Annotated in this window: 20 protein-coding genes and 1 other annotated feature; of the genes, 16 read left to right on the forward strand and 4 right to left on the reverse strand. The window is 54.8% G+C overall.

Translation table 11 applies throughout. From position 1 onward, the window contains the following. The first annotated feature begins 20 nt into the window (after window positions 1-20). Window positions 21-470 (forward strand): DUF523 domain-containing protein, encoded by a 450-nt coding sequence (locus NSQ24_RS07165; RefSeq protein WP_039071197.1) that lies wholly within the window; start codon window positions 21-23, stop codon window positions 468-470. A gap of 88 nt (window positions 471-558) precedes the next feature. On the opposite strand, the gene NSQ24_RS07170 is transcribed toward NSQ24_RS07165, so the two are convergent. Together NSQ24_RS07170 and NSQ24_RS07175 are read right to left on the reverse strand one after the other, a co-directional pair. After that, on the reverse strand, window positions 559-2,082 hold the full coding sequence (locus NSQ24_RS07170; protein WP_024983135.1) for a BCCT family transporter: 1,524 nt from the start codon (window positions 2,080-2,082) through the stop codon (window positions 559-561). 154 nt (window positions 2,083-2,236) lie between these two features. Continuing rightward, on the reverse strand, window positions 2,237-3,121 hold the full coding sequence (locus NSQ24_RS07175) for a LysR family transcriptional regulator (protein WP_003388071.1): 885 nt from the start codon (window positions 3,119-3,121) through the stop codon (window positions 2,237-2,239). Between the two features lie 133 nt (window positions 3,122-3,254). On the opposite strand from NSQ24_RS07175, the gene NSQ24_RS07180 reads away from it, so the two are divergent. The 7 genes from NSQ24_RS07180 (at window position 3,255) to NSQ24_RS07210 (ending at window position 13,329) form a co-directional block, all read left to right on the forward strand. Further along, a complete protein-coding gene (locus tag NSQ24_RS07180; protein WP_024983136.1) occupies window positions 3,255-4,550 on the forward strand; it encodes an NCS2 family permease in 1,296 nt (431 codons plus the stop codon). 156 nt (window positions 4,551-4,706) lie between these two features. After that, complete coding sequence (locus tag NSQ24_RS07185; RefSeq protein ID WP_003388068.1) at window positions 4,707-5,009, forward strand: hypothetical protein; 303 nt, start codon at window positions 4,707-4,709, stop codon at window positions 5,007-5,009. A gap of 120 nt (window positions 5,010-5,129) precedes the next feature. Then, the gene (locus tag NSQ24_RS07190) at window positions 5,130-5,444 is read left to right on the forward strand and encodes an antibiotic biosynthesis monooxygenase (protein WP_024983137.1); all 315 of its coding nucleotides are present in this window, start codon (window positions 5,130-5,132) and stop codon (window positions 5,442-5,444) included. Window positions 5,445-5,642: 198 nt separating this feature from the next. Next, complete coding sequence (locus NSQ24_RS07195; RefSeq protein ID WP_339168021.1) at window positions 5,643-7,016, forward strand: class II fumarate hydratase; 1,374 nt, start codon at window positions 5,643-5,645, stop codon at window positions 7,014-7,016. An 83-nt stretch (window positions 7,017-7,099) separates the two neighbouring features. Next, window positions 7,100-7,588, forward strand: a complete 489-nt coding sequence (locus NSQ24_RS07200; RefSeq protein WP_024983139.1) for a ferritin-like domain-containing protein — start codon at window positions 7,100-7,102, stop codon at window positions 7,586-7,588. 306 nt (window positions 7,589-7,894) lie between these two features. Beyond that, the gene (locus NSQ24_RS07205) at window positions 7,895-12,307 is read left to right on the forward strand and encodes a lamin tail domain-containing protein (protein ID WP_339167524.1); all 4,413 of its coding nucleotides are present in this window, start codon (window positions 7,895-7,897) and stop codon (window positions 12,305-12,307) included. Between the two features lie 185 nt (window positions 12,308-12,492). After that, the gene (locus NSQ24_RS07210; protein WP_003388064.1) at window positions 12,493-13,329 is read left to right on the forward strand and encodes a helix-turn-helix transcriptional regulator; all 837 of its coding nucleotides are present in this window, start codon (window positions 12,493-12,495) and stop codon (window positions 13,327-13,329) included. Window positions 13,330-13,660: 331 nt separating this feature from the next. Here the strand turns inward: NSQ24_RS07210 and NSQ24_RS07215 are convergent, their stop codons facing one another. Next, complete coding sequence (locus NSQ24_RS07215; RefSeq protein ID WP_243014685.1) at window positions 13,661-15,373, reverse strand: hypothetical protein; 1,713 nt, start codon at window positions 15,371-15,373, stop codon at window positions 13,661-13,663. A 299-nt stretch (window positions 15,374-15,672) separates the two neighbouring features. Then, complete coding sequence (gene trpS / locus NSQ24_RS07220) at window positions 15,673-16,659, reverse strand: tryptophan--tRNA ligase (RefSeq protein ID WP_003388062.1); 987 nt, start codon at window positions 16,657-16,659, stop codon at window positions 15,673-15,675. Between the two features lie 59 nt (window positions 16,660-16,718). Continuing rightward, window positions 16,719-16,981: a binding site (T-box leader), on the reverse strand. A gap of 142 nt (window positions 16,982-17,123) precedes the next feature. On the opposite strand from trpS, the gene NSQ24_RS07225 reads away from it, so the two are divergent. The 8 genes from NSQ24_RS07225 to NSQ24_RS07260 all read left to right on the forward strand — a co-directional run bounded on the left by NSQ24_RS07225 (window position 17,124) and on the right by NSQ24_RS07260 (window position 24,266). Then, window positions 17,124-17,672 (forward strand): HXXEE domain-containing protein, encoded by a 549-nt coding sequence (locus NSQ24_RS07225; RefSeq protein WP_172921056.1) that lies wholly within the window; start codon window positions 17,124-17,126, stop codon window positions 17,670-17,672. Window positions 17,673-17,800: 128 nt separating this feature from the next. Then, window positions 17,801-19,099 carry an ArsR family transcriptional regulator gene (locus NSQ24_RS07230; protein WP_243014673.1) on the forward strand — a complete coding sequence of 433 codons (1,299 nt, stop codon included), beginning with the start codon at window positions 17,801-17,803 and terminating at the stop codon, window positions 19,097-19,099. Between the two features lie 72 nt (window positions 19,100-19,171). After that, on the forward strand, window positions 19,172-19,642 hold the full coding sequence (locus NSQ24_RS07235; protein ID WP_243014674.1) for a hypothetical protein: 471 nt from the start codon (window positions 19,172-19,174) through the stop codon (window positions 19,640-19,642). Between the two features lie 144 nt (window positions 19,643-19,786). Beyond that, window positions 19,787-20,062: an autorepressor SdpR family transcription factor gene (locus NSQ24_RS07240; RefSeq protein WP_003388057.1), complete on the forward strand. Its 276-nt coding sequence runs from the start codon at window positions 19,787-19,789 to the stop codon at window positions 20,060-20,062. A 5-nt stretch (window positions 20,063-20,067) separates the two neighbouring features. Further along, a complete protein-coding gene (locus tag NSQ24_RS07245) occupies window positions 20,068-20,715 on the forward strand; it encodes an SdpI family protein (protein ID WP_003388056.1) in 648 nt (215 codons plus the stop codon). Further along, window positions 20,712-21,506 (forward strand): CPBP family intramembrane glutamic endopeptidase, encoded by a 795-nt coding sequence (locus NSQ24_RS07250; RefSeq protein WP_003388055.1) that lies wholly within the window; start codon window positions 20,712-20,714, stop codon window positions 21,504-21,506. The genes NSQ24_RS07245 and NSQ24_RS07250 overlap by 4 nt, the downstream gene beginning before the upstream one ends. 314 nt (window positions 21,507-21,820) lie before the next feature. After that, window positions 21,821-23,050, forward strand: a complete 1,230-nt coding sequence (locus NSQ24_RS07255) for a Zn-dependent hydrolase (RefSeq protein ID WP_171506190.1) — start codon at window positions 21,821-21,823, stop codon at window positions 23,048-23,050. Between the two features lie 34 nt (window positions 23,051-23,084). Further along, the gene (locus NSQ24_RS07260; protein WP_172921053.1) at window positions 23,085-24,266 is read left to right on the forward strand and encodes a M20 family metallopeptidase; all 1,182 of its coding nucleotides are present in this window, start codon (window positions 23,085-23,087) and stop codon (window positions 24,264-24,266) included. Window positions 24,267-24,273: the final 7 nt, after the last annotated feature.

Below are 24,273 nucleotides of genomic sequence, written 5' to 3' on the forward strand. Positions count from 1 at the left end.
CCCGGTAGGAGTGGTTGCGAATGCAAATCGTGAGCGCCTGTTTGATCGGCTGTAAATGCCGCTATGATCAAGGGGCATGCCTGGATGAAACGATTGAAAATCTGTTGAAGGAAGGCAAAGCGATTCCTGTTTGCCCGGAGCAGATGGGCGGTTTGCCTACGCCCCGTCCGCCGGCCGAGATCATTGGGGGAGACGGGTTTGACGTCTGGGAGGGCCGCGCCAAGGTTGTCGATAATACGGGCCGAGATGTCACGGAGGAATTCAAGTCTGGAGCTCTGCAGGCGCTGCAGCTCGCCCGGACGGCAGGAGCAGTGTCGGCAATCCTGAAGGAAAACAGTCCATCCTGCGGCAGTTCAAACGTGTACGATGGTACGTTTACCGGACGGAAAAAAGCAGGCGTAGGGGTAACAGCAGCACTGCTTATAAAAAACGGGATTGACGTTCGCTCTGAAATGAGCCGTTCCGAATAAAGAACCGGATGCCTTTTGGGCATAGACAAAGATGACCTGTTGATTGCTTATGTCAATCGACAGGTCATCTTTGCGTTTGGGATCTTTCCTACAGTTGCTCAAGCAGCCGCCTGAGCTTCTTTTCCTGCTCCCGCCGCTTTTTCCTCATCGCGCGATCCTCTTCCTGCAGCGCTCGCAGCAAAGAGAAACACATCAGGGTCAAAATAACCGCAAAGGGCAGCGCAGCGACGATAGATGCAGTCTGCAGTCCTTCCAGCCCGCCGCTTAGAAGAAGGACGACAGCGGTAGAGGATTGGAGAATACCCCAGGTTATTTTTACCGGATTGGGCGGATCCAGCTTGCCGCCCGAGGAGAGCATCCCCAGGACGAATGTGGCGGAATCGGCCGAGGTAATGAAGAAAATGATAATCAAAAGGGTGGCGACCACCGACAGGATCATCCCCATCGGGAGCTGTTCCAGCGTAATGAAAAGAGCGCTGGAGACGTCCTGCTTTACCGCGTCGCCGATGGGGGCGTGCTCGTAGATCTCCAGATGGAGAGCGGTTCCTCCGAAGACAGAAAACCAAATAAAACTGAGCACAGTCGGCACCAGAAGGACGCCGATAATAAACTCCTTGATCGTTCGGCCTTTGGATACCCGGGCAATAAATGTGCCGACAAAAGGCGCCCAGGCAATCCACCAGGCCCAGTAGAACAGCGTCCAGTTGGCGATCCAGTTGCTTTCGGTAAAAGGCATAAGCCGCATGCTCATGGAGACGAGATTTTGCAAATAGCTTCCCAATGTGTTGGTAAAGTTGTCGAAGAGAAAGGCGGTCGGGCCAAAAATCAAAGTGAGCAGCAAAAGGGCCAAGGCCAATACCAGATTGGTATTGCTCAAGATTTTGATCCCTCTGTCCAGACCGGAGGTAGCAGACCACAGGTACAGGACGGTAATGACGGCGATAATCGTTATCTGGACCGTGATATTGCTCGGAATCTGGAAAAGATGGCTCAATCCGCCGTTGATTTGCAGCGTTCCCAATCCGAGGGAGGTTGCGACTCCAAAAGCGGTTGCGATCACGGCGAGAATATCGATCAGCTTGCCGATGGGACCGTTTACCCTGTCACCCAGAAGGGGGTAAAACGTCGAGGAGATCAAGCCTTTTGCGCCTTTGCGATACTGGAAGTAGGCCAGGGAAAGGGCGATGACGGCATAAATCCCCCAGGGATGAAGCCCCCAGTGAAAAAAAGCGTACCGCATGGCTGTACGGGCCGCCTCGGATGTTTCGGCTTCAACGCCGACGGGCGGGGAAAAATAGTGGGACACAGGCTCGGCGACGCCCCAAAAGACAAGCCCGATTCCCATACCAGCGCTAAACAGCATGGAAAACCAGGTAACCGCCGAATACTCCGGCTCGTCATCATCGTCCCCGAGCCGAATCTGGCCGTATTTGCTGAAGGCCAGGAAAATGCAAAAGACGAGGAAAAAGAAGGTAACCAGAAGATAAAACCAGCCAAAATTGGAAGTCGTAGCATGCAGGACATTGGTCGCTGTTTCTGTAAGCTGAGACGGTGAAAAAAAGCCCCAGAGAACAAACAGCAGCACCACCGCCAATGAGATGGCAAAGGTCATGGGAGCCCTCCTTTGTCGGACTTTGCGAGATGAAATGCAATGTCAGGAAGCCGAAATCGAAAATGGAAGATATCAGTGGTATAGAATCCCACGAACCGGGCTTGTTTATCCTCTGTGGCTAAAAAGAACCATCTCGTTTTCACATGCGGGCCGATTATTGCTCCGGAATCGGAGCAAACATCTCGATGAAATGGCGTGCTGCCTTGGAGAGATGGCGTTCCGTCTGCCAGACGATGGCGGACGACGAGGTGATCGAGGTGCCAGTGATCTCCAGACGGCTGATATTGGCGTTTCCCTGCGTCTCCCAAGCAGAGCGGGGGACGATCGCAGCGGCAACCCCGGCCCCGACCATACTGACGATCAGCGAGAGGTCAGGACATTCACAGATCACATGCGGAGTCACGCCCAGGCGGCCAAATTCCTTGACCAAAAGCTCATAGATGCCGAGTCCGGGCGTACTGGGCATGATCAAAGGGTGGTCAGCGATTTCCCGCATATGGATACTATCTTTTTGGGAGAGCGGAGAAGAAACGGGAACGATCAGGACAAACGTTTCCTCCAAAAGCGGGATTGTCGTACAATGCGCCAGCGAATGGGGGAGCCTGACGATGGCGACTTCGACCGTTCGCTGCTCCAGCCATTGGCTGAGAAGCTGTGTGTCTCCTTTCCACACCTTGTAGGTGATCAACGGATAGCGCTCCCGAAACTGGCGGATTTGCTCGGGCAAGCGGTAGGAGGAAAGGGCGCTCACGCCGACAGACAGAGTCCCGCGAACGCCTTCGCCCGTTTCCTTCACCTCGGATATGGCTTCCTCCATCTGGTGGACAAGATTTAATGCCTGCTTGTACAAGGTGACGCCCGCTTGTGTCAGCGCGATTTTTTTTCCAGAGCGCTCGATTAGCTCGACACCCAGCTCCTCTTCCATCTGCTTTAATTGCTGGCTGAGCGGTGGTTGGGCCATACGCAAGCGTCTGGCTGCTCCGGTGATTTGGCCTTCTTCTGCGATCGCGATAAAATAGCGCAATTGACGAATATCCATGAGTCTGCCTGCCTTTCATATGTAAAACGTATGATACGGAGATAAAACAAATTTTTTTTATATCGATAGAGCTATGTTAGCATATGTTTCGGAAACTTACATGAGCAACAACAGAGAGAAAGAAGGGACATATGTGCGCAGTTTGTTGGAGAGGATATTTCATCTGCAAGCGAGTCAAACCACTGTAAAAAAAGAAATAATGGCCGGTTTTATCGCCTTTGTCACGATCGTGTATATCGTCGCAGTCAATTCCTCCGTTTTGGAGGATGCCGGCATCCCGCTCGAAGCCGGCATTCTGGCGACTGTGCTGACCGCCTTTATCGGATCGATCCTGATGGCTTTTTGGGCCAATGCCCCGATGATTTTGGTCCCTGGGATGGGGATCAACGCCTTGTTTACGTACACGCTGTGCAATACGATGGGCTTGCCATGGCAGGAAGCGCTGGCCGCTGTTTTTCTGTCGGGGGTCATCTTTGCCGCCATTGCCTTTACGGGAGCGGCAACCGTGCTGTCCAACGCCATTCCCGATTCGCTCAAGGAAGCGATTACGGTTGGAATCGGATTGTTTCTCACCTTTATCGGGCTGCAAAAAGGCGGCCTGGTCGTGACCAATCCCTCCACCTTTGTAGCGCTCGGTGACCTTTCCCATCCACAGGTATGGGTTACGCTTGCGACTCTGCTATTGACGCTTGTCTTGTTTGTCCGAAACGTCCCCGGAAACTTTTTGATCGGGATCGCCGCAGGTACAGGAATCGGCTGGCTTGCCGGATTGGTTCATCCGGGACAAGGCATGTCCGGGATTTCCTTTGATTCCTACGGTGAGGTGTTTGCCGCATTTTCGTTCTCGCACATCGCAACGCTTCCGTTCTGGGTGGCGACGTTCTCCTTGGCGATGGTGATCGTGTTTGAAAACATCGGCCTGGTTCACGGACATACGCAAATGGCAGGACAGCCCGAGAAGTTTCGCCGCAGTCTGCAGGCAAACGCAATTTCGTCCGCCTTGTCCGGCATCCTGGGCACCAGTCCGACGGTTTCGACCGTGGAGTCTGCTGCGGGAATCGCAGCGGGAGCTCGTACTGGACTAGCTTCTCTCGTCACGGGAGTGCTTTTCTTGCTGTCGCTGCTGTTCTTGCCGGCCATCAAGCTGATTCCGGACAGCGCGATCGCTCCGGTATTGATCATCATCGGGGCGTTGATGCTGCAAAACGTGCAGAACATCAATCTCCGCGATTTTTCCGAGGGATTTCCCGCTTTCCTCATCATTGCCCTGATTCCCCTGTCTTACAGCATCGTTGACGGGATTGCCTTCGGATTCGTCGCTTATCCGCTGCTGAAGGTAGCATTGGGGAAAAGCAAGGAAGTGCCCGCGCTTTTGTACGTCGTTGCAGGGTTGTTTTTGCTCAATATGGTACTGCCGATGCTGACTTGATAGGCTGCTGCACGGCTGCTGTTAAAAACGTCTCGGACTTCCTGTGGAAAGCGAGACGTTTTTGCTTTCTTTGTAATTCTAAATATTTACATTATTTACAAAAACGATTATGGTAGAGAGAAGGGATTGAAATAAAAACAGGGATGTGGCAGAGCTATGAGAAAATCCTTAACTACAGGCTGCGCTATAGCGCTTTTGATTGTTCTCGCCGGACTTCTAAAAAACGATTACCAATGGATTATGACCTGGACGTTCTATTCGGCTGCCATTCTGTTTACACTAGGTGCGCTAGTCAGCTTCTCTTCGCTTCAGTCAACCGCCGAGCCACCGGCCTATTTTCAACAGCCCCAGCAAGAGCACAAGGACAACAAGAGCAGGATCAGGTGGACATCTTTCTTCTTTCTTGCGGCATTGCCAAATTTGTTTGTATATGGCGCATTTTATTTCTTTTCAACGTAAAGGATAGGCCCCGGGCGAGAAGTGTAAGCTGCCCGGGTTATTTGTTGACAATGATAATCTTTATCAACTAAAATGAAGACACACCATATTTTTTCAATTGTGCGAAGAGGAGTGTGCTTCATGTTTATAGAAACGAAAACGATTACGGTCAAGGAAGGGACCTCCGATCTGGTCGTGAACCGGTTCAGCCAGGCGGGAGAGATTGAGAAGTCCGAAGGCTTCATCGATTTGAGCGTTCTGGTTAAAAAGGTGCGCAGAGGAGACGAGGAAGTAATCGTCATGATCCGCTGGGAATCGGAAGAAGCGTGGAAAAAGTGGGAAACGAGCGAAGCTCATCTGGAAGGCCACAGACAGAGCAGAGGCAAGCCCAAGCCGGAGCATGTGATCAGCGTCGCACACGGCGTCTACGATGTAAAAGCGGTCAAGAAAGCGTAAAACAGCGCGGGAGCCCGTTCAGGGAACACCCGCGTTTTTCTATGTCCTTTTCCTCCTCAAGCTTTGCCAAAACGATCCCAAAAGCCCCTCCATAAGCTGCAAGCTCCCAGAAGCCAAACATATCATGAAATGCTGCTGGGAAGAATAGGGTGTGCATCATAGAGCGATCGCAAAGGAGGGTCAACACCAGTGGACAGCATGTCAGTACGTATCGGAAGAGACTCCCTGGGAGAGGTGAGAATCCCTGCAGATGCCCTGTACGGCCCGCAGACACAGCGTGCAGTCGAAAATTTTCCTGTCAGCGGACTCAGGCTGCCGCGGGCTTTTATCCGTGCGCAGGGACTGATCAAGGCTTCCGCGGCTCATGCCAATATGACCTGCGGCCAGCTAGATGAACGGAAGGCCAGGGCCATCATCCAGGCGGCAGAGGAAGTGATCGAGGGAAAGTGGGACGGCCAGTTCGTCGTCGACGCTTTTCAGGCGGGGGCGGGAACCTCGCAAAACATGAACGCCAACGAAGTGATTGCCAACCGCGCGACCCAGCTTTTGGGCGGACAAATCGATCAGATGCTTGTGCACCCGAACGATGACGTCAATATGGCCCAATCTACCAATGACACGATACATGTCGCGATCAACATCGCCGGTGCAGAGCTGGTCCAGCACGAGCTCTTGCCTGCGTTGGACCGTACGGTAAAAGTGCTGTGGGCAAAGTCCGAGCAGTTTATGGGGATCATCAAGGCCGGGCGCACACATTTGCAGGATGCCGTCCCGATTCGCATGGGACAGGAATTTTCCGGCTACGCGCAAAGCTTTGCAAATGCACGTGAACGCATCCGGCAGTCGGCTGAGCGGCTGTATGAGATCGGACTCGGCGGAAACGCTGTCGGCACCGGGATCAATGCCCACCCGCAGTATGCCGAGCTCGCCATCGAGGAAATTGCCAGACGAACCGGCCTGCCTTTTGCCCAGCCGCGCAACCGCTTTGCCTTTATGCAAAATACGGCTGCCGCTCTGGAGGTTCATTCTGCGTTAAAGGAGCTGGCCGTGCACGTCATCAAGGTGACCAGCGACCTGCGTCTGCTGAGCTCCGGTCCCCGCACCGGCCTGGCTGAGGTTCAATTGCCCGCGGTGCAGCCCGGCTCGTCGATCATGCCGGGCAAAGTCAACCCGGTGATGCTGGAGATGTCGTACATGGTGGCGGCACAAGTCATCGGCAATGACGCCACGATGACGGTGGCGGGATGCGGAAGCCAGCTGGAGATCAACGTCATGATGCCGGTGATCGGCTACAACCTGCTGCAATCCATCACGATCCTGAGCAATATGCTGGATGTGCTGCGGGAAAAATGTCTGGAAGGGCTGGAAGCAAACGAAGTCCAATGCGCCAAGTGGATGGAAGCGAGTCTTTCTCTGGTGACGGCGCTCAACCCGCTGATCGGTTACGACAAGGCAGCTGCTCTGGCCAAGCAAGCTTTTTCGGAAAACAAGACACTTGTGCAGGTCATCCGGGAAGCAGGGCTCTGGTCGCCGGACATTGAGGAGGCGCTGCGGCCGGAAAAAATGGTTTGATATTTTTTTTTCGTTTTCAAACATGCTCCATCAGCCTAGCGGGCGAATATCCTGACAGGGAAAAAGCGAAGGAGTCAGGATATATGAACGGATATTGGTGGGGACCGTATGGCTATGCCACTTATGCGCCGATTTGGCCTGTGGCGATGGACCGCCATGATGATCGGGCAGCTGTTGTGTTGCGGATGATTCAGGAAGGCATCTCAGGTGAGCGCAGCGACGAGCTTTTTTACGACTACCTGATCACTGTTGCGCCGACCCAGCAGGAGAAGGACGTCATCACCGGCATTCGCGATGACGAGCGGAAGCATCGGAGGCTTTTCCGGCAGCTGTATACCCAATTGGCAGGGCAGCGTCCCGGGATGAGCGAAGAGGGAGAGACGTTTCAGAGACCTGCCAGCTATCTGGAGGGAATTGAACAAGCGTTGCTGGGCGAATTAAAGGCTTTTGAAAAATATCGCACCATCTACCGGTATATACCGCAGCAGTACCGGGACACGATTTTTGAAATCATGACGGATGAGTTAAAACATGCCAGCTACTACAACTGGCTGTATGCCAAAAACAAGTGATGGCGTGTCTGAGGCGGCCAGCCGAGGAGGAGCCTTCGCAACAGGGGAGCACATACGGTTTGACCACGGCCATGCAACGACGAAACGGGCTGGTGGGAGAGCCGCAACGGAAGAAAGTCGGAGCTGGCGGTATCGTGCGATAGTGCTACAGTCATAGCCGTCTGAAGCCAGAACATGGCTTTAGGCGGTTTTTTGCTGGAAACAGGAGGAGTGTACAAATCTTTGCGTAAAATTTACATAACATTTAGACAAGTTCTATAGAATCAGGATAAGAACCGCAAAAACAATCAAGGAGGGAAGTACACGATGAATCCGTTGATGAGGAAGGGAAAACGGAGCTGGCGTCACCTGGTGCTGGCCGCAGTGCTCATGATTGCGACAGTGCTGCCGTTCGGACTTGCGCCAAAAGCCGAGGCCGCTGTCGCCGGGCACGTAGTGATCAGCGAGATTTACGGCGCTGGCGGGAACAGCGGGGCAACTTACCAGCACGATTACGTCGAGCTGTACAATCCGAGCGGACAAGCCGTTTCGCTGAACAACTGGTCCGTTCAGTACGCCGCTGCAGACAGGGAAAATTGGCTCGTAACGCCGTTGTCGGGCAGTATTTCCGCCCACAGCTACTACCTCGTCCGGCTGGCGAGCGGCGGAGCCAATGGAAGTGCCCTCCCCAGCGCTGATGCGACCGGCGGCACGAACATTTCCGCCACGCGAGGAAAAGTAGCGCTGGTCAGTCATGCGACAGCGCTTTCCGGCAATCCCGTGACTGATCTGGCCGTGATCGATTTTGTCGGCTACGGAACGGCAAATGCGCACGAGGGAGAAAGCCCGGCCCCCGCTCCTTCGGCTGCGAAAAGCATTGTCCGGAAAAGCAGCGAGTCCGGATTCGTGCCCGGGAAAGGCAGCGCCTGGGATACGGATCATAACGGCGCTGACTTTCTCGCCTGGGAGCCGCAGCCGCAGAACAGCCAGAGCTCCCCGGAAGAGCCGGGAGAAGGCGGCGGAGAGCCGGGAGGAGAGGTGCCGGAGGTCAAGCCGATCAGCGAGGTGCGGACGTCGTCTTCGGGAACGCTTGCATCCGTCCAGGGCATTGTCACTGCCGCTTTCGAAGCTGGCGGCAAGACGAACGTCTTTCTGCAGGACGAGACGGCGGGCATGCTGGTGCGTGCGGCGGGTCTCGGCAATATCGTTCGGATCGGCGATGAAGTCCGGGCAACCGGGAAAGTGAATGATTACTACGGGCTGCCGCAGATCGAGCCGGCCAGCACAAGCGATGTCGTGATCGTACAGGAGAACGCGGGCGTCCCCGAGCCGCAGGAGGTCATCTCGACAGACTTTAGCGCTGCAGCCGGGGAACAGTTCGAGGCCGAGCTGGTCACAATCAAAAATGTGACCGCAGGCGCAAGGGACAGCAAAGGGAATGTCACTTTGACCGATCCGCATGGGGCCTTCATTGCCAAGCCGTACGATGCTGCTCTGCTCAAGCCGGGGGCGTTTTACGAACGCTTGACCGGGGTCGTCACCTACGATTTTAACGAGTATAAGCTGGTCCCCCGCTTGGCCGAAGACGTGATCGGCGATGGTGGAAGCCAGCCGGACGCCCTGCGCATCCGCGACATTCAGGGCAAAGGGCACCGTTCTCCGTATGAGGGAGCAAACGTGTCCCGCGTGGAGGGCATAGTGACAGCAGTGGTAAACGGCAATTCGGGAACGGTCGGGTTCTACATGCAGGACCCTGAGCCGGACAACGACCCTCGCACTTCGGAAGGCATCTATGTCTACGAACCGGGTGCAAATGTCCGGGCGGGCGACAGAGTAGAGGTCAGCGGAGCGGTCAAGGAATACGTCAGCAAGAGCCGGGAAGCGACCGACCTGACGCTGACGGAAATCGACGCCGCTTCCGTAGCAGTCAAGGAGAGGGGCTTGCCGCTCCCTGCTCCGGTCGTTCTGGGCGAGGGCGATTATCCATACCCGAAAACGGTGATCGACAATGACAGCTTCTCCCTTTTTGATCCCGAAGAAGACGGCATCGACTTCTGGGAAAGCCTGGAGGGAATGCTCGTTCGGGTCGATCAGCCGCGCGTCGTAGGGGCGACCAAGACCTTTGCCAATCCGCCGAGTGTGGAATTCGTCATTCTCTCTGACAAGGCGAATCCCGATAAAGAACGCACTCCTGCCGGAGGTATCCCGATTGCGGCAGACAATTACAATCCCGAGCGAATTACCATTGCCGACAAGTTCGTTGCGGGAGCTCCCGAGGTCAAGGTGGGGGATGCGTTCGCCGGGCCGATCGTCGGGGTGATCGACTACAGCTTTGCCAACTTCAAGCTGTACAACACGGAGCCCCTGCCTGCCGTCGTAGATAGCGGCTACGAGCGGGAGGTGACCACGCTCGAGCCTGCCGAAGACCGCTTGAGCATCGCGACCTACAATATCGAGAACTTCTCCGCCCGGGACAAAGCCGACAAGATAAACGGTATCGCAGAATCTATCGTTCACAATCTGAAGCAGCCTGACATCGTAGGTGTAGTAGAGATGCAGGACAACAACGGACCGGAAGACAATGGCGTGACAGATGCCAGCCAGTCGGGCCAGGCGCTGATCGACGCCATCGTGCGGGCAGGGGGAGCAGCATACCGCTACGTCGATATTGCCCCGGAGAATAAAAAGGACGGCGGACAACCGGGCGGCAATATTCGCGTCGGCTTCCTCTACAATCCAGACCGTGTCAGTCTGGCGGACCGGCCGGCGGGTGATGCGGTGACAGCGGTACAGGTCGAAGCGGAACAGGGGACAACCCGCCTTTCCCACAATCCTGGACGCATCGACCCGCTCAACCCGGCCTTTCATGAAAGCCGCAAGCCGCTCGCTGCTGAATTTATTTTTGACGGCAAGCCGGTGTTTGTCATTGCCAACCACTTTAACTCAAAGGGCGGAGACGATGCACTGTTTGGCGTGAAGCAGCCGCCTGTTCTGGTGAGCGAACAGCAGCGCGTCGAGATCGCCAAGGTCGTCAATGGCTTTGTCAAGGAGATTTACGAGGCTGATCCTGAGGCAAACGTAGTCGTGCTGGGAGATTTCAACGATTTTCAATTCTCCCGTCCGCTGCAGGTGCTCGAAGGAGACGAACTGACCAACATGATAACCACGCTGCCTTTGAGCGAGCAGTACACGTATAACTATCAAGGCAATGCTCAGGTACTGGACCACATTCTCGTAAGCAATCACCTTGCCGAGAAAGCAGAGATCGACATCATTCACATCAATGCCGACTTTACGAAAGAGGACGGGCGGGTGAGCGATCATGATCCGGTGCTGGTGCAAATCGAGCTGCCGGGCTCTGACACGAACCCCGGAGATGTCACGCTGGAGAAGCAGAAGGCGTTGAACAGGCAAGCGGCAAGGGAAATTCTCTCGGCTGCAGATGAGGAGAGCGTCCTCAGCCAGGCAGATCTTGCTGGAAAGAGCCTGCAAAAGCTGATCGGAGCTTCGAGCATAAAGGCAGTAGACAAATGGGCAGCTATCGAGGATACGATCCAGACCGTACTGAAGGCAGTCGTCGAGCAAACAAAAAGAGGGATCGTCGACGAGATCACGCTGTCGGCACTCACAGCGGACTTCCTGCAACGGGCTTTTGAGCCTGCCATTCGCTCAGGAGCCCTGACAGACGCCGGCCAACAGGCGCTTGGGGCCTTGCAGGCTCTCCTGGAGACAGTCGTTCTGTCCATTGACGAGGATGAACGGACTGACGACCTGCTGGAGCAGCTGCAATCTGTTGCCGATACTTTGCTTGCAAAGGCCGGCGTCATTGCTGTGGAGCGGGGCGAGGAGCTGGATGCCGGGGACGAACAGGTGAAGCTTGTTCTCTTGGTACTGGAAGCCCTCGATAAGGCGTTCGATGACAGGGACGAAAAAGTCGGATTCGAGCCATCCTTGTCCATACAGGTGCTGAAAGCGGATGAGGAAAAAGACCAATCCGAAGCTGCGGTCACGCTCGGCAAAGAGGTGACGGAGCGATTGGCCGAGATCGAAGCGACCGCCCGTCTGGAGGACGCCAGCGGAGCATGGGTGCTGCTGTCAAAAGACGCGATCGACAGCTTCGAGGGCGAGCGTCTGGGCATTACAGTAGAGCCGTCTGATTCTCCCGAGGCCCCTGCAGCTTTCAAGGCGGCAAGCGAAGTATATACGTGGGAGCTTAAGGTAAACGGAGAGCCAGTCAAAAGCCTTGACGAAGGCGCCGCCATGCTGGGAATTCCCGTGAAAACGGAAGTCTCGCGGAATGTGAAGGTGTTTCTGTATGAGAATGAAAAATGGAAACCACTCACAGACAAAAAAGGCAATCCGGCAAGAGTAACCCTGACCCATGATGTCGCCGTATTTACGACGGAAAAGGCGGGACTTCTGGTGCTGGGAGAGGAGCAAAAAGAGCAGGAAAAGCCGCCGGTGGTGCGAGCCCTGATCGTCAAGGATCGCAACTACAAGCTGAAGCCCGGCGAGGAAGCACAGCTCCAGGTCACAGCCAATCTGGGCAATGGCGGGAAACACGATGTGACCAGAGACGCCCAGATCGAGTATGTATCGGATCATCCCGAGCTCGTCGCCGTCAGCGACGAAGGATTGATCCAGGTCTCGGATTCGGCCAAGGACAAGGACAAGGCCGTGATCACGATTACCTACGGGGGCAAGTCAGTCGATGTCCAGGTCAGTGTGAAAAAGAAATAGAGTGGGAAACGCAGAGGGTGTCCCAACGTCTCGCGCAGACGGAGGGGGACCCTTTTTGCTGTCAAAGAAGGCACAATGAACGACTACCTCAAACGCAAGACAATTTGGACAATTTTTGCGGAGTGTGATAGAAATGGGAGAGAAACGATTATACTGGAACATGGGAAAATGGAGGCGGAAACCAAGTGACGGATCATCACAATGAATCACACACCGAAACGGTTACACAAGTCATCGGCGCCATGCAAAATCAAATGGATGATTCCTCCACGACTCTGAACAAGCTGGCGAAAATCGCGATGTACAGCCCGTTCCATTTCGACCGCATGTTCAGATCGGTCACCGGCGTCCCGCCCCGTCAGTTTTTGGCTGCCCTCCGGATTGACCGGGCCAAGGAATACCTTGCGACGAGCGATTTGCCCATTACGGAAATCGGACAGCGGGTGGGGTACAGCAGCTTTGGCACGTTTTCCACCCGTTTTGCCAAGCTGGTCGGCATCTCGCCGCAAAAATTCCGCCAGCATATGGACGTCTGCAAGGAGCGTGTACGAAAGCACTACGAGAATAAGCGAGAAGCCGTTTGTCCGCCATCGCCTTCGGTCGGAATCAGCGGCAGTGTATGGGCCCCTGACAGCTTTGACGGCTTGATCTGTATCGGGCTTTTCGCCAAGCCCATTCCCATGGGTACGCCAAAAGCCTGCACGATGGTGTTTCAATCCGGCTCCTTTTGGCTGCCACCGGTTGCCGATGGGACCTACTACCTGCTGGCGGCGGCGTTCACTTGGGATGAACCGCTGATGGAGTATTTCCTTCCCCGCAACAATCTGCGCGGAAAAGCGGCGGGAGCCATTCGCGTGAAAGAAGGGCAGTTCTTTGGCGACACCCGGATTTTCCTGCGGCCGCCAAAGGCGTATGACCCACCCGTTCTCGTCTCTTTGCCCCTTTTGATCACGCGATTTTTGGACGAGGCCGAGCGTCTGCCAGACGACGGAAACAGACAAGAGGCCATCGGTGCAATCTGACTAGAGGACTTTAAATAAGCCCGTAAAAGACCTGCAGTTGTAGAGATGAAACGAAAGAGAAATAAGCAAAGGTCTTTGGGACACCTACCCAGGCGGAATGGAAAAAGCGGAACACGCACTTAGCGTCCAACCTCTGAGACACCCCCAGAAATCGCTGCTTTTGGACGCGTTCCGCTTTTGGAGTGGAGCCGGCCAGTCCACTCCCCCGGCAAGTGTCCCACCGTACCCTGAGCGTTTTCTCTTTCGTTTCACTCCTCCCCGAAAGCCCGATCCAAGCGCTTTTTCTTCAAAGCCCGACTAAAGCAAATTTCTTTAAACCCGACTGAGAAGCCTACTCTTTCGCTCTCTGCCAATACTCATAAGCATGAACCGCATTCCCCTTGTAAGAAGAATGCTCCTCCAAAAGCCCGGGAAGCATGTCCAACTGCCGCCGCATTTCCGCTTTTCCCTCCTCATGGAAAGAGACATAATCCCCCTCATGGCTTTCCTTCATCTCCACAGCGATGATCATCTCCTTGCCGAGTTCATTGGCAAACCGCAGCTCATCCTGGACAATGGCGGCAATCCCTCCTGCACCCTCGGCGCGGTCGCGGAAAGCCATCAGCGTGATGTGGTCGTGCTGCTCAATCATCCATTTGCTGAAAGACGTGTCAGGATCGCCTGGCACGTGAAAGCGGTCCAGCCAGACTGCAAGGTCGCTGCTGGTCACGAGGCTGCCGCCGCCTTCCTTGCTTTCGGACACGAACGCTTCGATATTGCTCATCCACTGCTTCAATACGCCCTCCGGATCTTCCCGCCAAAGGGGGAGGACGTACGGCTCGATGTCCAGATGAATGCCGCGGAACTGCTCTTCGGGTGCGGCACTCCTGTTGTACGCTTTTACGTAGCGGACCAGCCTCAGCATTCGTTCCCTGTTTGCCTCCAGCGCCCATACCGGGTGGCCGCCCATCGCGTGGACTTCGATACCCGCCGCTGCCGCTTTTCCTGCCAGTTCGCGGTATGCCTCGAAAGGCTGCTCCAGATCGAGCCGGACATACAACAGGTTGATGCCTTCCTGTTTGGCAAAGGAAACGATTTCATCCGCTTGGGTAATGGCTACATCCGCATGCCACACGTATGTACCGAGCAAAGGCTTGTCGTGAGGCAGCGGCTGGATAGGCGGTGTTTCTGTCTGGTTCAGACTCTGCCAGTAGAGGTAATCATGAACGGCTGTTCCGGCAAAAGAAGGGTGCTTGCTCAGTCGTTTCTCCACCAGGTCTAGCTGCCGCTCCATGACCTCAGGCCCTTCTTCGTAAAAGGAAGTGTGCCGCTGGCTGGGCATCTCCTTTACGTTTACCGCGACGAGAACCTGTTTTCCGAGCCGATCCGCTATGCCAAGCTCATCTGAGACCAGCGCCTCGATCCCGTTGGGTCCATCCACACTGTCTCGATAAGCCATCAAGGTAACGTGGTCGAATGTATCGATCATCCATTCGCTAAGAGTGGTGTCCGCAACCCCGGGTACAGGGATGTTGTCGAACCAGACGGCGAGATCTGTGCTTACTTCCAGCGCCGGATCGTTCCGGGCTTGCTCGACGAAAGCTTTCATGTTGGCCGTCCACTGCTTCAGCACCTCTGCTTGATCGGTGTTCCACTCGGGCAGGAGGTAGGGCTCGATGTCGAGGTGCACCCCATCGATTCGTTCTTTGGCGTCGGCCTCGCTGTTGTAGCGCGATACCCAATCCAGCAGGTCCAGCATGCGTCCGCGGTGGCTGGCAAGAGCCCAGGCGGGGTGTCCTCCCAAGGCGTGCACTTCGATACCGGCTGCATGCGCCTCTTGCAGAAACGGGCGATAGTAGTCGAACGGCTTTTGCCTTTCGATGCGAAGATAGATCGTGTTGATGCCGTTTTGCTTGGCAAATCCGAGAATGTCCTGCCGCTTGGCATCGATCAGCTCTGCTTGCCAAATCCACGTCGCTTTTTTGGTTTTGTCGGGAGAGGAAAAGCCGAAGAGAATACTCGCTGCTACACAGAGAAGCACGTACAAAAACCGGGACTGTCTCATCATTTTGTTCCTCCATCAAAAATGCGTAGTAGGCTGTCATCAGGTGAAGTTCTTGCCGTGTCGGCCGAAACGAATAAGAGTCTCGGCAACAAATTTTTACCATCGTAGTACAGGGAGGCAATGGCTCACAAGCACAGAAAAGACTAGTTTCTTGTGAAAAAGAACCCAAAGAGCAGACGGAACAAAAAAACAGGGCCGACCCTCCCGGATCGCCGCGACAGCAGTCACGGCGAAGGAAAAGAGGGGCAGCCCTGTATCTGAATGATTCAATCCGGTTGTCGTATACGGAAAATGGTCTATTACAGACGGGCCATGCCCATCGCTTTCTCTGCCTTGTACAGCATCTCGTTTGCCACATCTGCCGCTTTTTTGGCGCCAGCGGTGAGAATATCGTCCAGCTCCGGCGAACCAAACAGCTTGTGGAAGCGATCCTGGATCGGTTTCAGTGTTTCGACCACTACTTCGGCCAGTTCGGTTTTGAACGCTCCATATCCTTTGCCGTCATACATGGCTTCCAGCTCCTGAATCGATTTGCCGGAGCAGAGGGAGTAGATGGTCAAGAGGTTGGAAATTGCCGGTTTGTTCTCTTTGTCGAAGCGGATCGAGCCTTCGGAATCCGTCTGCGCCCGTTTCACCTTTTTGACGATGGTGTCGGGATCGTCCAGCATCGAGATGAAGCCGCCCTGGTTGGGGTCGGACTTGCTCATCTTTTTGGTGCCGTCCTGCAGCGACATGATGCGAGCGCCGACCTCGGCCACCCGAATGTCCGGAATTTTGAAGACTTCGCCGTAGCGGTTGTTGAAGCGGGCAGCCAGATCGCGGGTCAGCTCCAGATGCTGTTTTTGATCCTCGCCGACAGGGACAAAATCGGTGTTGTACAAGAGGATGTCGGCTGCCATCAACGGCGGATATGCCAACAGGCCGCCCGGGATCGATTCGCCCCGTCCCGAAGCTTTGTCCTTGAATTGTGTCATGCGCTCCAGCTCTCCGACGTAGGAGGTGCAGAGCATGATCCAGCCGAGCTTGGCATGAGCAGGAACCTCGGATTGAACAAACAGGGTGACCTTCTCAGGGTCCAGGCCGACAGCCAAATAGAGCGCGGCCAGACGGCGCACATTGTCCTTCAGTACGGCAGGCTCTTGCGGCACGGTGATCGCGTGCTGATCGACAATGCAGTAAAAACAGTTGAATTCATCCTGAAGCGGCACAAAGTGCTTCATCGCTCCAAGATAGTTGCCTAGCGTGAGGATGCCGCTGGGCTGAATGCCGGAAAAAATCGTTTTCATGTCAACATTTCTCTCCTTTCCAAAATGGGAACGAAAAATAAAAAAGGTCCATTCGTCCGAATAGGGACGAATGAACCGTGGTGCCACCCTTGTTATTCCGGGCAAACACAGACCGTGCTTGCGTGGAATCTCTTTACCCGTACCAGTGATACGGTGCCCGTTGTAACGTGTGGACTATTCACGCCAGAGCCTACTGCCGGTAAGCCCGGGTTCGGTCTGGAGCTCGGAAGCCCATTCAACATCCATTTGACACTGATTCGCACCAACCATCAGCTCTCTTAAGTCTCCTGTGATGTCTACTCTTCTTCCTCATCGCCGAGTTGTCATCCTTTGAGGAGTTATTTTACTCTCAACTGAAAAAAAAATCAACCGGATTATTGACAGCAAGATTCATCAGGTATAAAACTAACTCATAAGTTATATAGCTCAAAAGTTAGTTTTAAGGAAGTAAAGGGGGAAAGGACATGATTGCGTGGCTTGATTCCATATGGGAGCTATCCGTTGTTTTATGGCTGCTGCCGATCGCTTTTATTTGCCACGATCTGGAGGAGATCATCACGGTAGAAAAATGGCTGGCCGGAAACAGGGAACGAGTGCTCAAGGTGCTTCCGCCCAAAGCAGCCCGTTTTTTAGAGCCGTCCCTGTCGATGAATACCGCGCAGTTTGCTGCCGCAGTGGCCTGTATCTTTCTCGTCATCTCCAGCGCTACGGTATTGGCAGTGACAACGCTGTCGACCGGAGCTTATTTGCCCTTTTACCTGGTGTGCGTGCATGTCATGTTCCTGCATGTCTTTACCCATGTGGGGCAGTCGATCCTTCTTGGCAGCTATACCCCCGGAGTTGTGACGGCGGTAGTGGTCATATTGCCGTACTCCTTGTACGCCTATTATCGCCTGCTGGCATCGGGAGCGGTCAGTTGGGAGCTGTTGTTTTCCACCCTGCCGTTTGTCCTTTTGATCATCCCGGTTTTGTTCTCGGCTCACTGGCTAGGCGAGCGTCTGGTGAAGCAATAAGCGATTATCAATATTCATTGTCCATTGTTTATTGTTCATTGGTCTTTGACTTGATTCCCTCTCAGCCGCAAATTTGCTATGGTAAGAGGAAGGATAAAAAGACTGCCAGCACGAAAGAGGGAGCTTACTTGAAGCTGCGTTTGGGGATCATGGGAGCCGATGATTCACTGGATATCATCCGTTCCGTCGTAAATGACTATGCCGAGATCGAATGCCTTCCCATCGTTTATTGGACGGAAGAGGAAATTTTTGACCTGCTCGAGCCTCATGTGGGCCAGGCGGACATGTGGCTGTTCTCCGGCCAGGTGCCGTATTCCATGGTAAAGGAATGGGGCAGGATCAAGACGCCGATGGCCTATGTTCCGCATATCGGCGCCAGCCTGTACCGGACACTGCTCCATATTTCTCACGAGAAAAGCATTACTGTCAGCGAGCTCAGCTTTGATACGTTTTCGTCTGACGAGTTTTCGCGTTTGCTGGAGGAGGCGGGTCTTTCCACTTCCCGAATCTGGCTGAAATCGTACGCGGGAGCGATTCATGCAAGCGAGCTGGCTGACTACCACGAGACGCTGTGGCGGGAAGGCAAGACGAAGGCGGCCGTCACTTGCCTGCGAACAGCCCAGATGGAACTGGAAAGACGCGGGGTGCCGGTTTACCGCGTATTGCCGACCCGCGCAGGCGTAGAGGCCGTCCTCAGTATGCTGCTGCGGACCTATGAAATGCTTCAGTTCAAGGATACGCAGATTGCCGTCCAGATGATGGAGATCGATTCGTTCAAAGGCTTGACCAGCGGAACATTTTCTACAGACGAGCTGTACAATCTGGAGATCAAATCGACGGAAAAGCTGCTGCGCTACGCAAAGCAGCTGCAAGGCTCCCTGAAGATTGCGGGGCCGGGCCGGTACGTCATTTTTACGACAAGAGGCATCCTGAGAGACTTTACCCGTGACTTTGTGGCGGCTCCCCGCCTGGAAGAGCTGTCGGGCATCCAGGACGAGATGGTCACCTGCGGCATCGGGATCGGCAAGACGGCCTACGAAGCGGAAATCCACGCAGGAACGGCGCTGCTCCACGCCAAGGAGAGCGGACCGGGCTCCTGGATGGTGTTCTTCGACGACAAGCGAATCGCCGGACCTCTGGGGAAAAGCGAGCAAATTACGTTTAGCGGCGCTTCCGGCCAGATCCAGGAGATCAGCCGGCAGACGTCGCTTAGCGTCCAGACGCTCAGCAAGCTTCAATCGATTTTGAAGAAGCGCGGCTCGGCCGAGATCAACGCGCATGAGCTGGCCATGCACATGCAGATCATGCCGCGCAGCGCCCGCCGCATCCTGATCGAGCTGGAGACGAAGGGTATTGCGACCGTCGTCGGAGAAGAGAGTCCGCATCCGCGAGGAAGGCCGCGAAAGGTGTATCGGATCGAGCTTTGAGAGAGAGTTTGAGCGTGTTTTTGAACAGGTCCTCACGAGACTTTCGGCGGAAAGAGGAAAGGGGGAACGAGGGTGGGCACGTGGAAGGGGAGCAAGTGGCGGCGTTTTGTCAGTTATTTGGCGTATTCGATTTTCTGCGGCATTCTTATTTTGCAGATGCTGCGTGTGCAAGTTCTTCTCCAGGAGCAGGTCAGAGTGACATTTAAGTCGATGCCGCTTCTTGTCTACTCTGCGTTTTTTCCTGTCATCATCGGGATATTGCTCGGGATACCCGGCTTTGTCCGCACCTGCAGACAGCCAGCGGCCTGGAGCTTTGACTGGGTGAAATTCATTGCTGTCGGAGTCCCGTCTCTGTACGGTTCGCTTTTTATCTGGCTGTATTTTTCTCCTGTCGGAAGCAATTTGCCATTTGCTTCCATCGTACTGGGCTTCGGCGGTTCGACTTTCCCGGCGATCTGCGGGATCGTTTTCGGCTATATATTTATCGGGTGTTTTCGGAAAGCGGAACGGAAGGATGCGAAGCAGAGCGCGCCAATCTCTTAAACAAAAAACAGATGCCATTTCCTGGAGGAACAAAACAGCGATTGACAACAGCCGAGAAATGGCATACTTTTAAATTAGATATTTAGATGATTGTCTAAATGTCTAATAACCAAGATTTTATGTTCCCAAAAAGGTCGTGGTTTTGTGAATGATACCTTTAAAGCGCTGGCTGACCCTACGCGCCGACAAATCATCCGGCTGTTGAAGGAGAGAGATATGACAGCAGGCGAAATCGCCGATCACTTTGCCATGACAAAGCCCAGCATCTCCCATCATCTCAGTTCATTGAAACAGGCGAAGCTGATTTTGGATGAGCGGCAGGGGCAGAACATCGTGTACTCCTTGAATACGACAGTTGTGCAGGATGTCATGGGCTGGTTTTTGGAGATTATTGGGGACCGGAAACCTGAGAAGGAGTGAAAGGCATGAATCAAGCGGTCAGTATCATGATCCTGTTGGTACCCATCCTCATCGGATTGTTTACGTACAAGGACTTGCCCGAACAGATGGTCATCCACTTTGGGCCGGGCGGGGAGCCGGACGGTTTTCAAAGCAAAGGAACGTTCTTTTTGACCTACATTCTGATCAGCATCGTGATTTTTGCAATCGTTGCATATACCCGCAAAATTGACCCGAAGAAGCAAAATTACGAGAAATTCGAGAAAGCGTACGGCATCATCCGGCTGCTCACCGTCCTGATTTTGAGTGCAGCCTTCAGCCATCTGCTGGCTTATAACCTCGGGATGCGGGCGATAGGCGCGGACGTATTTGCCAACCTGATCATCGGGGTCCTCTGGCTCGTGATCGGAAACTATCTGCCGCAGGTGAGAAGCAATTATTTCATTGGAATCAAAACGCCATGGACACTGGCGAGCGAAGAGGTGTGGCGCAAAACCCACCGGATGTCGGGGCCGCTCTGGGTAATTGCGGGACTGTTTGCGATCTTGTCGGCATTCCTCCCTGCCATGCGTGACGCGAGCTGGCCGCTGCTGGTCGTGATCGGCTTGTCCGTCGGGGTACCGGTCATTTACTCTTACATGGCGTATCGCAGGCTGGAGGGGACGAAGGGATGAAAAGTGGAAGCATGCACGGCTACCCCTCATACGGCAAAGCATATGTGCCCCTGTTTGTTGCCGGACTGATCGGCGTGATTGCACTCGTTCCCACATCTGTCAGGCAGCTTCAAAATGTGCCCGGATTGCCTGACATGCCGGTAGCGGTGCTGGCCGCTCTGTCCATGCTGCAGCCTCTGATCCTGCTGGCGATCTCGGTTGCTGTGGGAACATGGCTGGCTCCACGGGTCGGGCTGACATCGCTTGTCGCCGACAAGGCGACGAAAGGCGAGCCGTTTTGGAGCCGATTGCGTCCGCAGATGCCTGCTGCCATCGTTTTTGGCATCGCGGCAGCGGTCATTTTGCCTCTGCTCGACATTTTCTTTCAGCCGTGGCTGCCCGCAAGCCTTGCGGGCGGGGCGCCTCCGCGGGATCTCTCCTTTACCATCAGCGCCATGCTGTACGGAGGCATTACGGAAGAATTGCTGCTGCGCTGGGGCATGATGTCGCTCCTGGCGTGGCTCGGCTGGCGCCTGTTCCAGCGGGGGAGAGAGATTCCGGGAGCTGCGGTTATGGTCACCGCTATTGTCATAAGCGCTCTGCTGTTTGGCATCGGACATCTGGGAGCGGTGGCCGTCCTCGCTCCGCTTACGCCTATGCTGATCATCCGTACCATCCTGCTGAATGCCGTGGGCGGAATTCTTTTCGGCTGGCTGTTTTGGAAGCATAGCCTGGAAGCAGCCATGGTCGCCCACGCGGCGGCACATGTCGTGATGACGCTTATGGCGCTTGTGCTTGCTGCTCTAGGATGATTTTGCCTGCGGAAGGGCTGGGAGCGCTCGTGAAGAGCAGTCCCGGCTCTTTTTTTACTATGTCCAAACCGTTTTTCTTCCTCAGCCGTTTTCATCTCCTCCACCAAGGCCTGATTGACCGTTTTTTTAAACCACGACTGAAATCAAGAGGACCGCTTTTTCCTCAGTCGCCAGGAAGAACACGCAACACCGGAAGGGACTTCCAATAATCCCCAAAATATTTCCCTCTTTTCAAAATTGACAGACTATTATACAATTATGGACACAACCGTAAATCAACCGTTAATTGCGTAAAGAAAAAGGGGTGAAAGCGTATGATCAATCCGGACAGGCTGTGGGATCGGTTAATGCGTTTGAGTGACATCGGCAAACAAGAGTCGGGCGGCATTACCAGACTTTCTTTTACACCCGAAGAGAGAGCTGCAAAAGATCTCGTTCGCGGTTTTATGCTTGAGGCGGGGCTTGCCGTACGGGAGGACGAGGTAGGCAATTTGATCGGCAGAAAAGAAGGCGGCAATCCGGAAGCGCCTGTCGTCCTGGTCGGTTCGCACATCGATTCTGTGTTCAACGGCGGAAACTTCGACGGTCCGCTTGGCGTTTTGGCTGGCGTGGAAATCCTGCACGCGATGAACGAGCAAGGCATCGCCACCGAACATCCCATCGAAGTGATCGCCTTTACCGATGAAGAGGGGACCCGTTTCAGCTACGGCATGATCGGAAGCCGCGGCATCGCCGGTCTATTGGAGGGAAGCGAGCTGGAGCATTGCGACAAGGACGGCATCTCGATTGCCGAGGCGATGAGACAGAACGGTTTGGATCCCGATGCGATCGGCAAAGCCGCTCGTCCGAAGGGGAGCGTAAAGGCGTACGTCGAGCTGCATATCGAGCAGGGCAAGGTGCTGGAGAGCCGCAATCTGTCGGTCGGGGTGGTAAGCGGTGTAGCCGGTCCTTTGTGGGTGAAGTTCATCCTCGAGGGGGAAGCCGGGCACGCGGGAGCCACACCGATGACGCTTCGCCGCGATCCGCTGGCGGCGGCAGCAGAAATCATGCTGGCGATCGAGCAGGAGGCGGGCAAAACGGGAACAGCCGTCGGTACGGTAGGACAGCTGCAGGCATATCCCGGCGGCGTGAACATCATCCCGGGAAAAGTGGAGTTTTCGCTGGACCTTCGCGATGTGGATCAGGCGGTACTTGACCGCGTCGAAGCCGAAATTGTCAGAGTTGCCAAGCAAATATGCGAAAAGCGAGGCATTCAGCTCGCGATCGAACTGTTGCAGCGCATACCGCCGGTCATCTGCTCCGAAGAAATTCAGCAGGCTGCCAAAGACGCGTGCGAGTCGCTTGGCTTTGAACCGTTTACGATGCCGAGCGGTGCCGGACATGATTGCATGCAGTTGACCGGCCTCTGTCCGGTTGGCATGATCTTTGCCCGTTCCCAAAAGGGCATCAGCCACAATCCGGCTGAATATACCACCAAGGAAGACTGTGCAGACGGAGCCAATGTGCTGTACCGCACGGTTCTCTCACTCGCCGGGAAGGCGTAGGAAGGCACGAATTTCATTAGGGAGGCGTATTTGAATGACGACGACAGCGACACTCAATCAAGAAGCGGAACAGCTCAAGGAGCAGGTAATCGCGTGGAGGCGTTATTTGCACCAAAATCCGGAGCTTTCGTTTCACGAGGAAAAAACGGCCCAGTTCGTCTACGACACGCTCGTTTCGTTCGGCAGCCTGGACGTGACCAGACCGACCAAGACAAGCGTGATGGCGCGGCTGATCGGTTCACAGCCCGGGCGTGTTCTGGCGATGCGGGCCGACATGGATGCCCTGCCGATCACGGAGGAAAACACCTTTGCGTTTGTCTCCACGAATCCCGGCGTGATGCATGCTTGCGGTCACGACGGACATACGGCGATGCTGCTCGGCACGGCGAAAATTCTCTCAGGGATGAAAGACCGGATCAAAGGCGAGGTCCGCTTCCTGTTCCAGCACGCGGAGGAGCTTTTCCCCGGCGGGGCGGAGGAAATGGTGCAGGCAGGGGTCATGGACGGCGTGGACATGGTCATCGGGACCCATCTGTGGGCGCCAATGGAATTTGGCAAAGTGGGGATTTGCCCAGGTCCGATGATGGCCGCACCGGATACCTTCTACATTACCATCACCGGCAAGGGAGGGCACGCAGCACTGCCGCATCAGACGGTCGACAGCATTGCCATAGCGGCACAGGTGGTCACCAACCTGCAGCACATCGTCTCTCGCAATACCGATCCGCTGGACAATCTGGTCATTTCCGTCACCCAGTTTATCGGCGGAACGACACACAATGTCATCCCGGGATCGGTCAGCATTTGCGGCACTGTTCGCAGCTTTGACCAAAAGCTTCGCGATTCCGTTCCGGCTCTGATGGAACGCGTCGTCAAAGGAATTACCGAGGCCCACGGAGCCACCTATGAATTCAAATACGAATACGGCTATCGTCCTGTGATCAATGACGAGGAAGTGACCCGTCTGATGGAGAGCATCGTCACGGAGACGCTGGGAGAGGAATGGATCGACCACATGAAGCCGAACATGGGGGGAGAGGACTTTTCGGCATTCCAGCAAAAAGCTCCGGGCTGCTTCTTCTACGTAGGCGCAGGCAACCAGCAGAAGGGCATCGTCTATCCGCACCATCACCCGCGCTTCACGGTAGATGAAGATGCGCTGGAGGTAGGCGTGAAGATCTTCGTCAATGCCGCCCATAAAATCGTCATGGCATAGATTTGCA

This window comes from Brevibacillus sp. FSL L8-0520, from assembly GCF_037963895.1.
GTDB classification, from domain to species: Bacteria; Bacillota; Bacilli; order Brevibacillales; family Brevibacillaceae; genus Brevibacillus; species Brevibacillus borstelensis.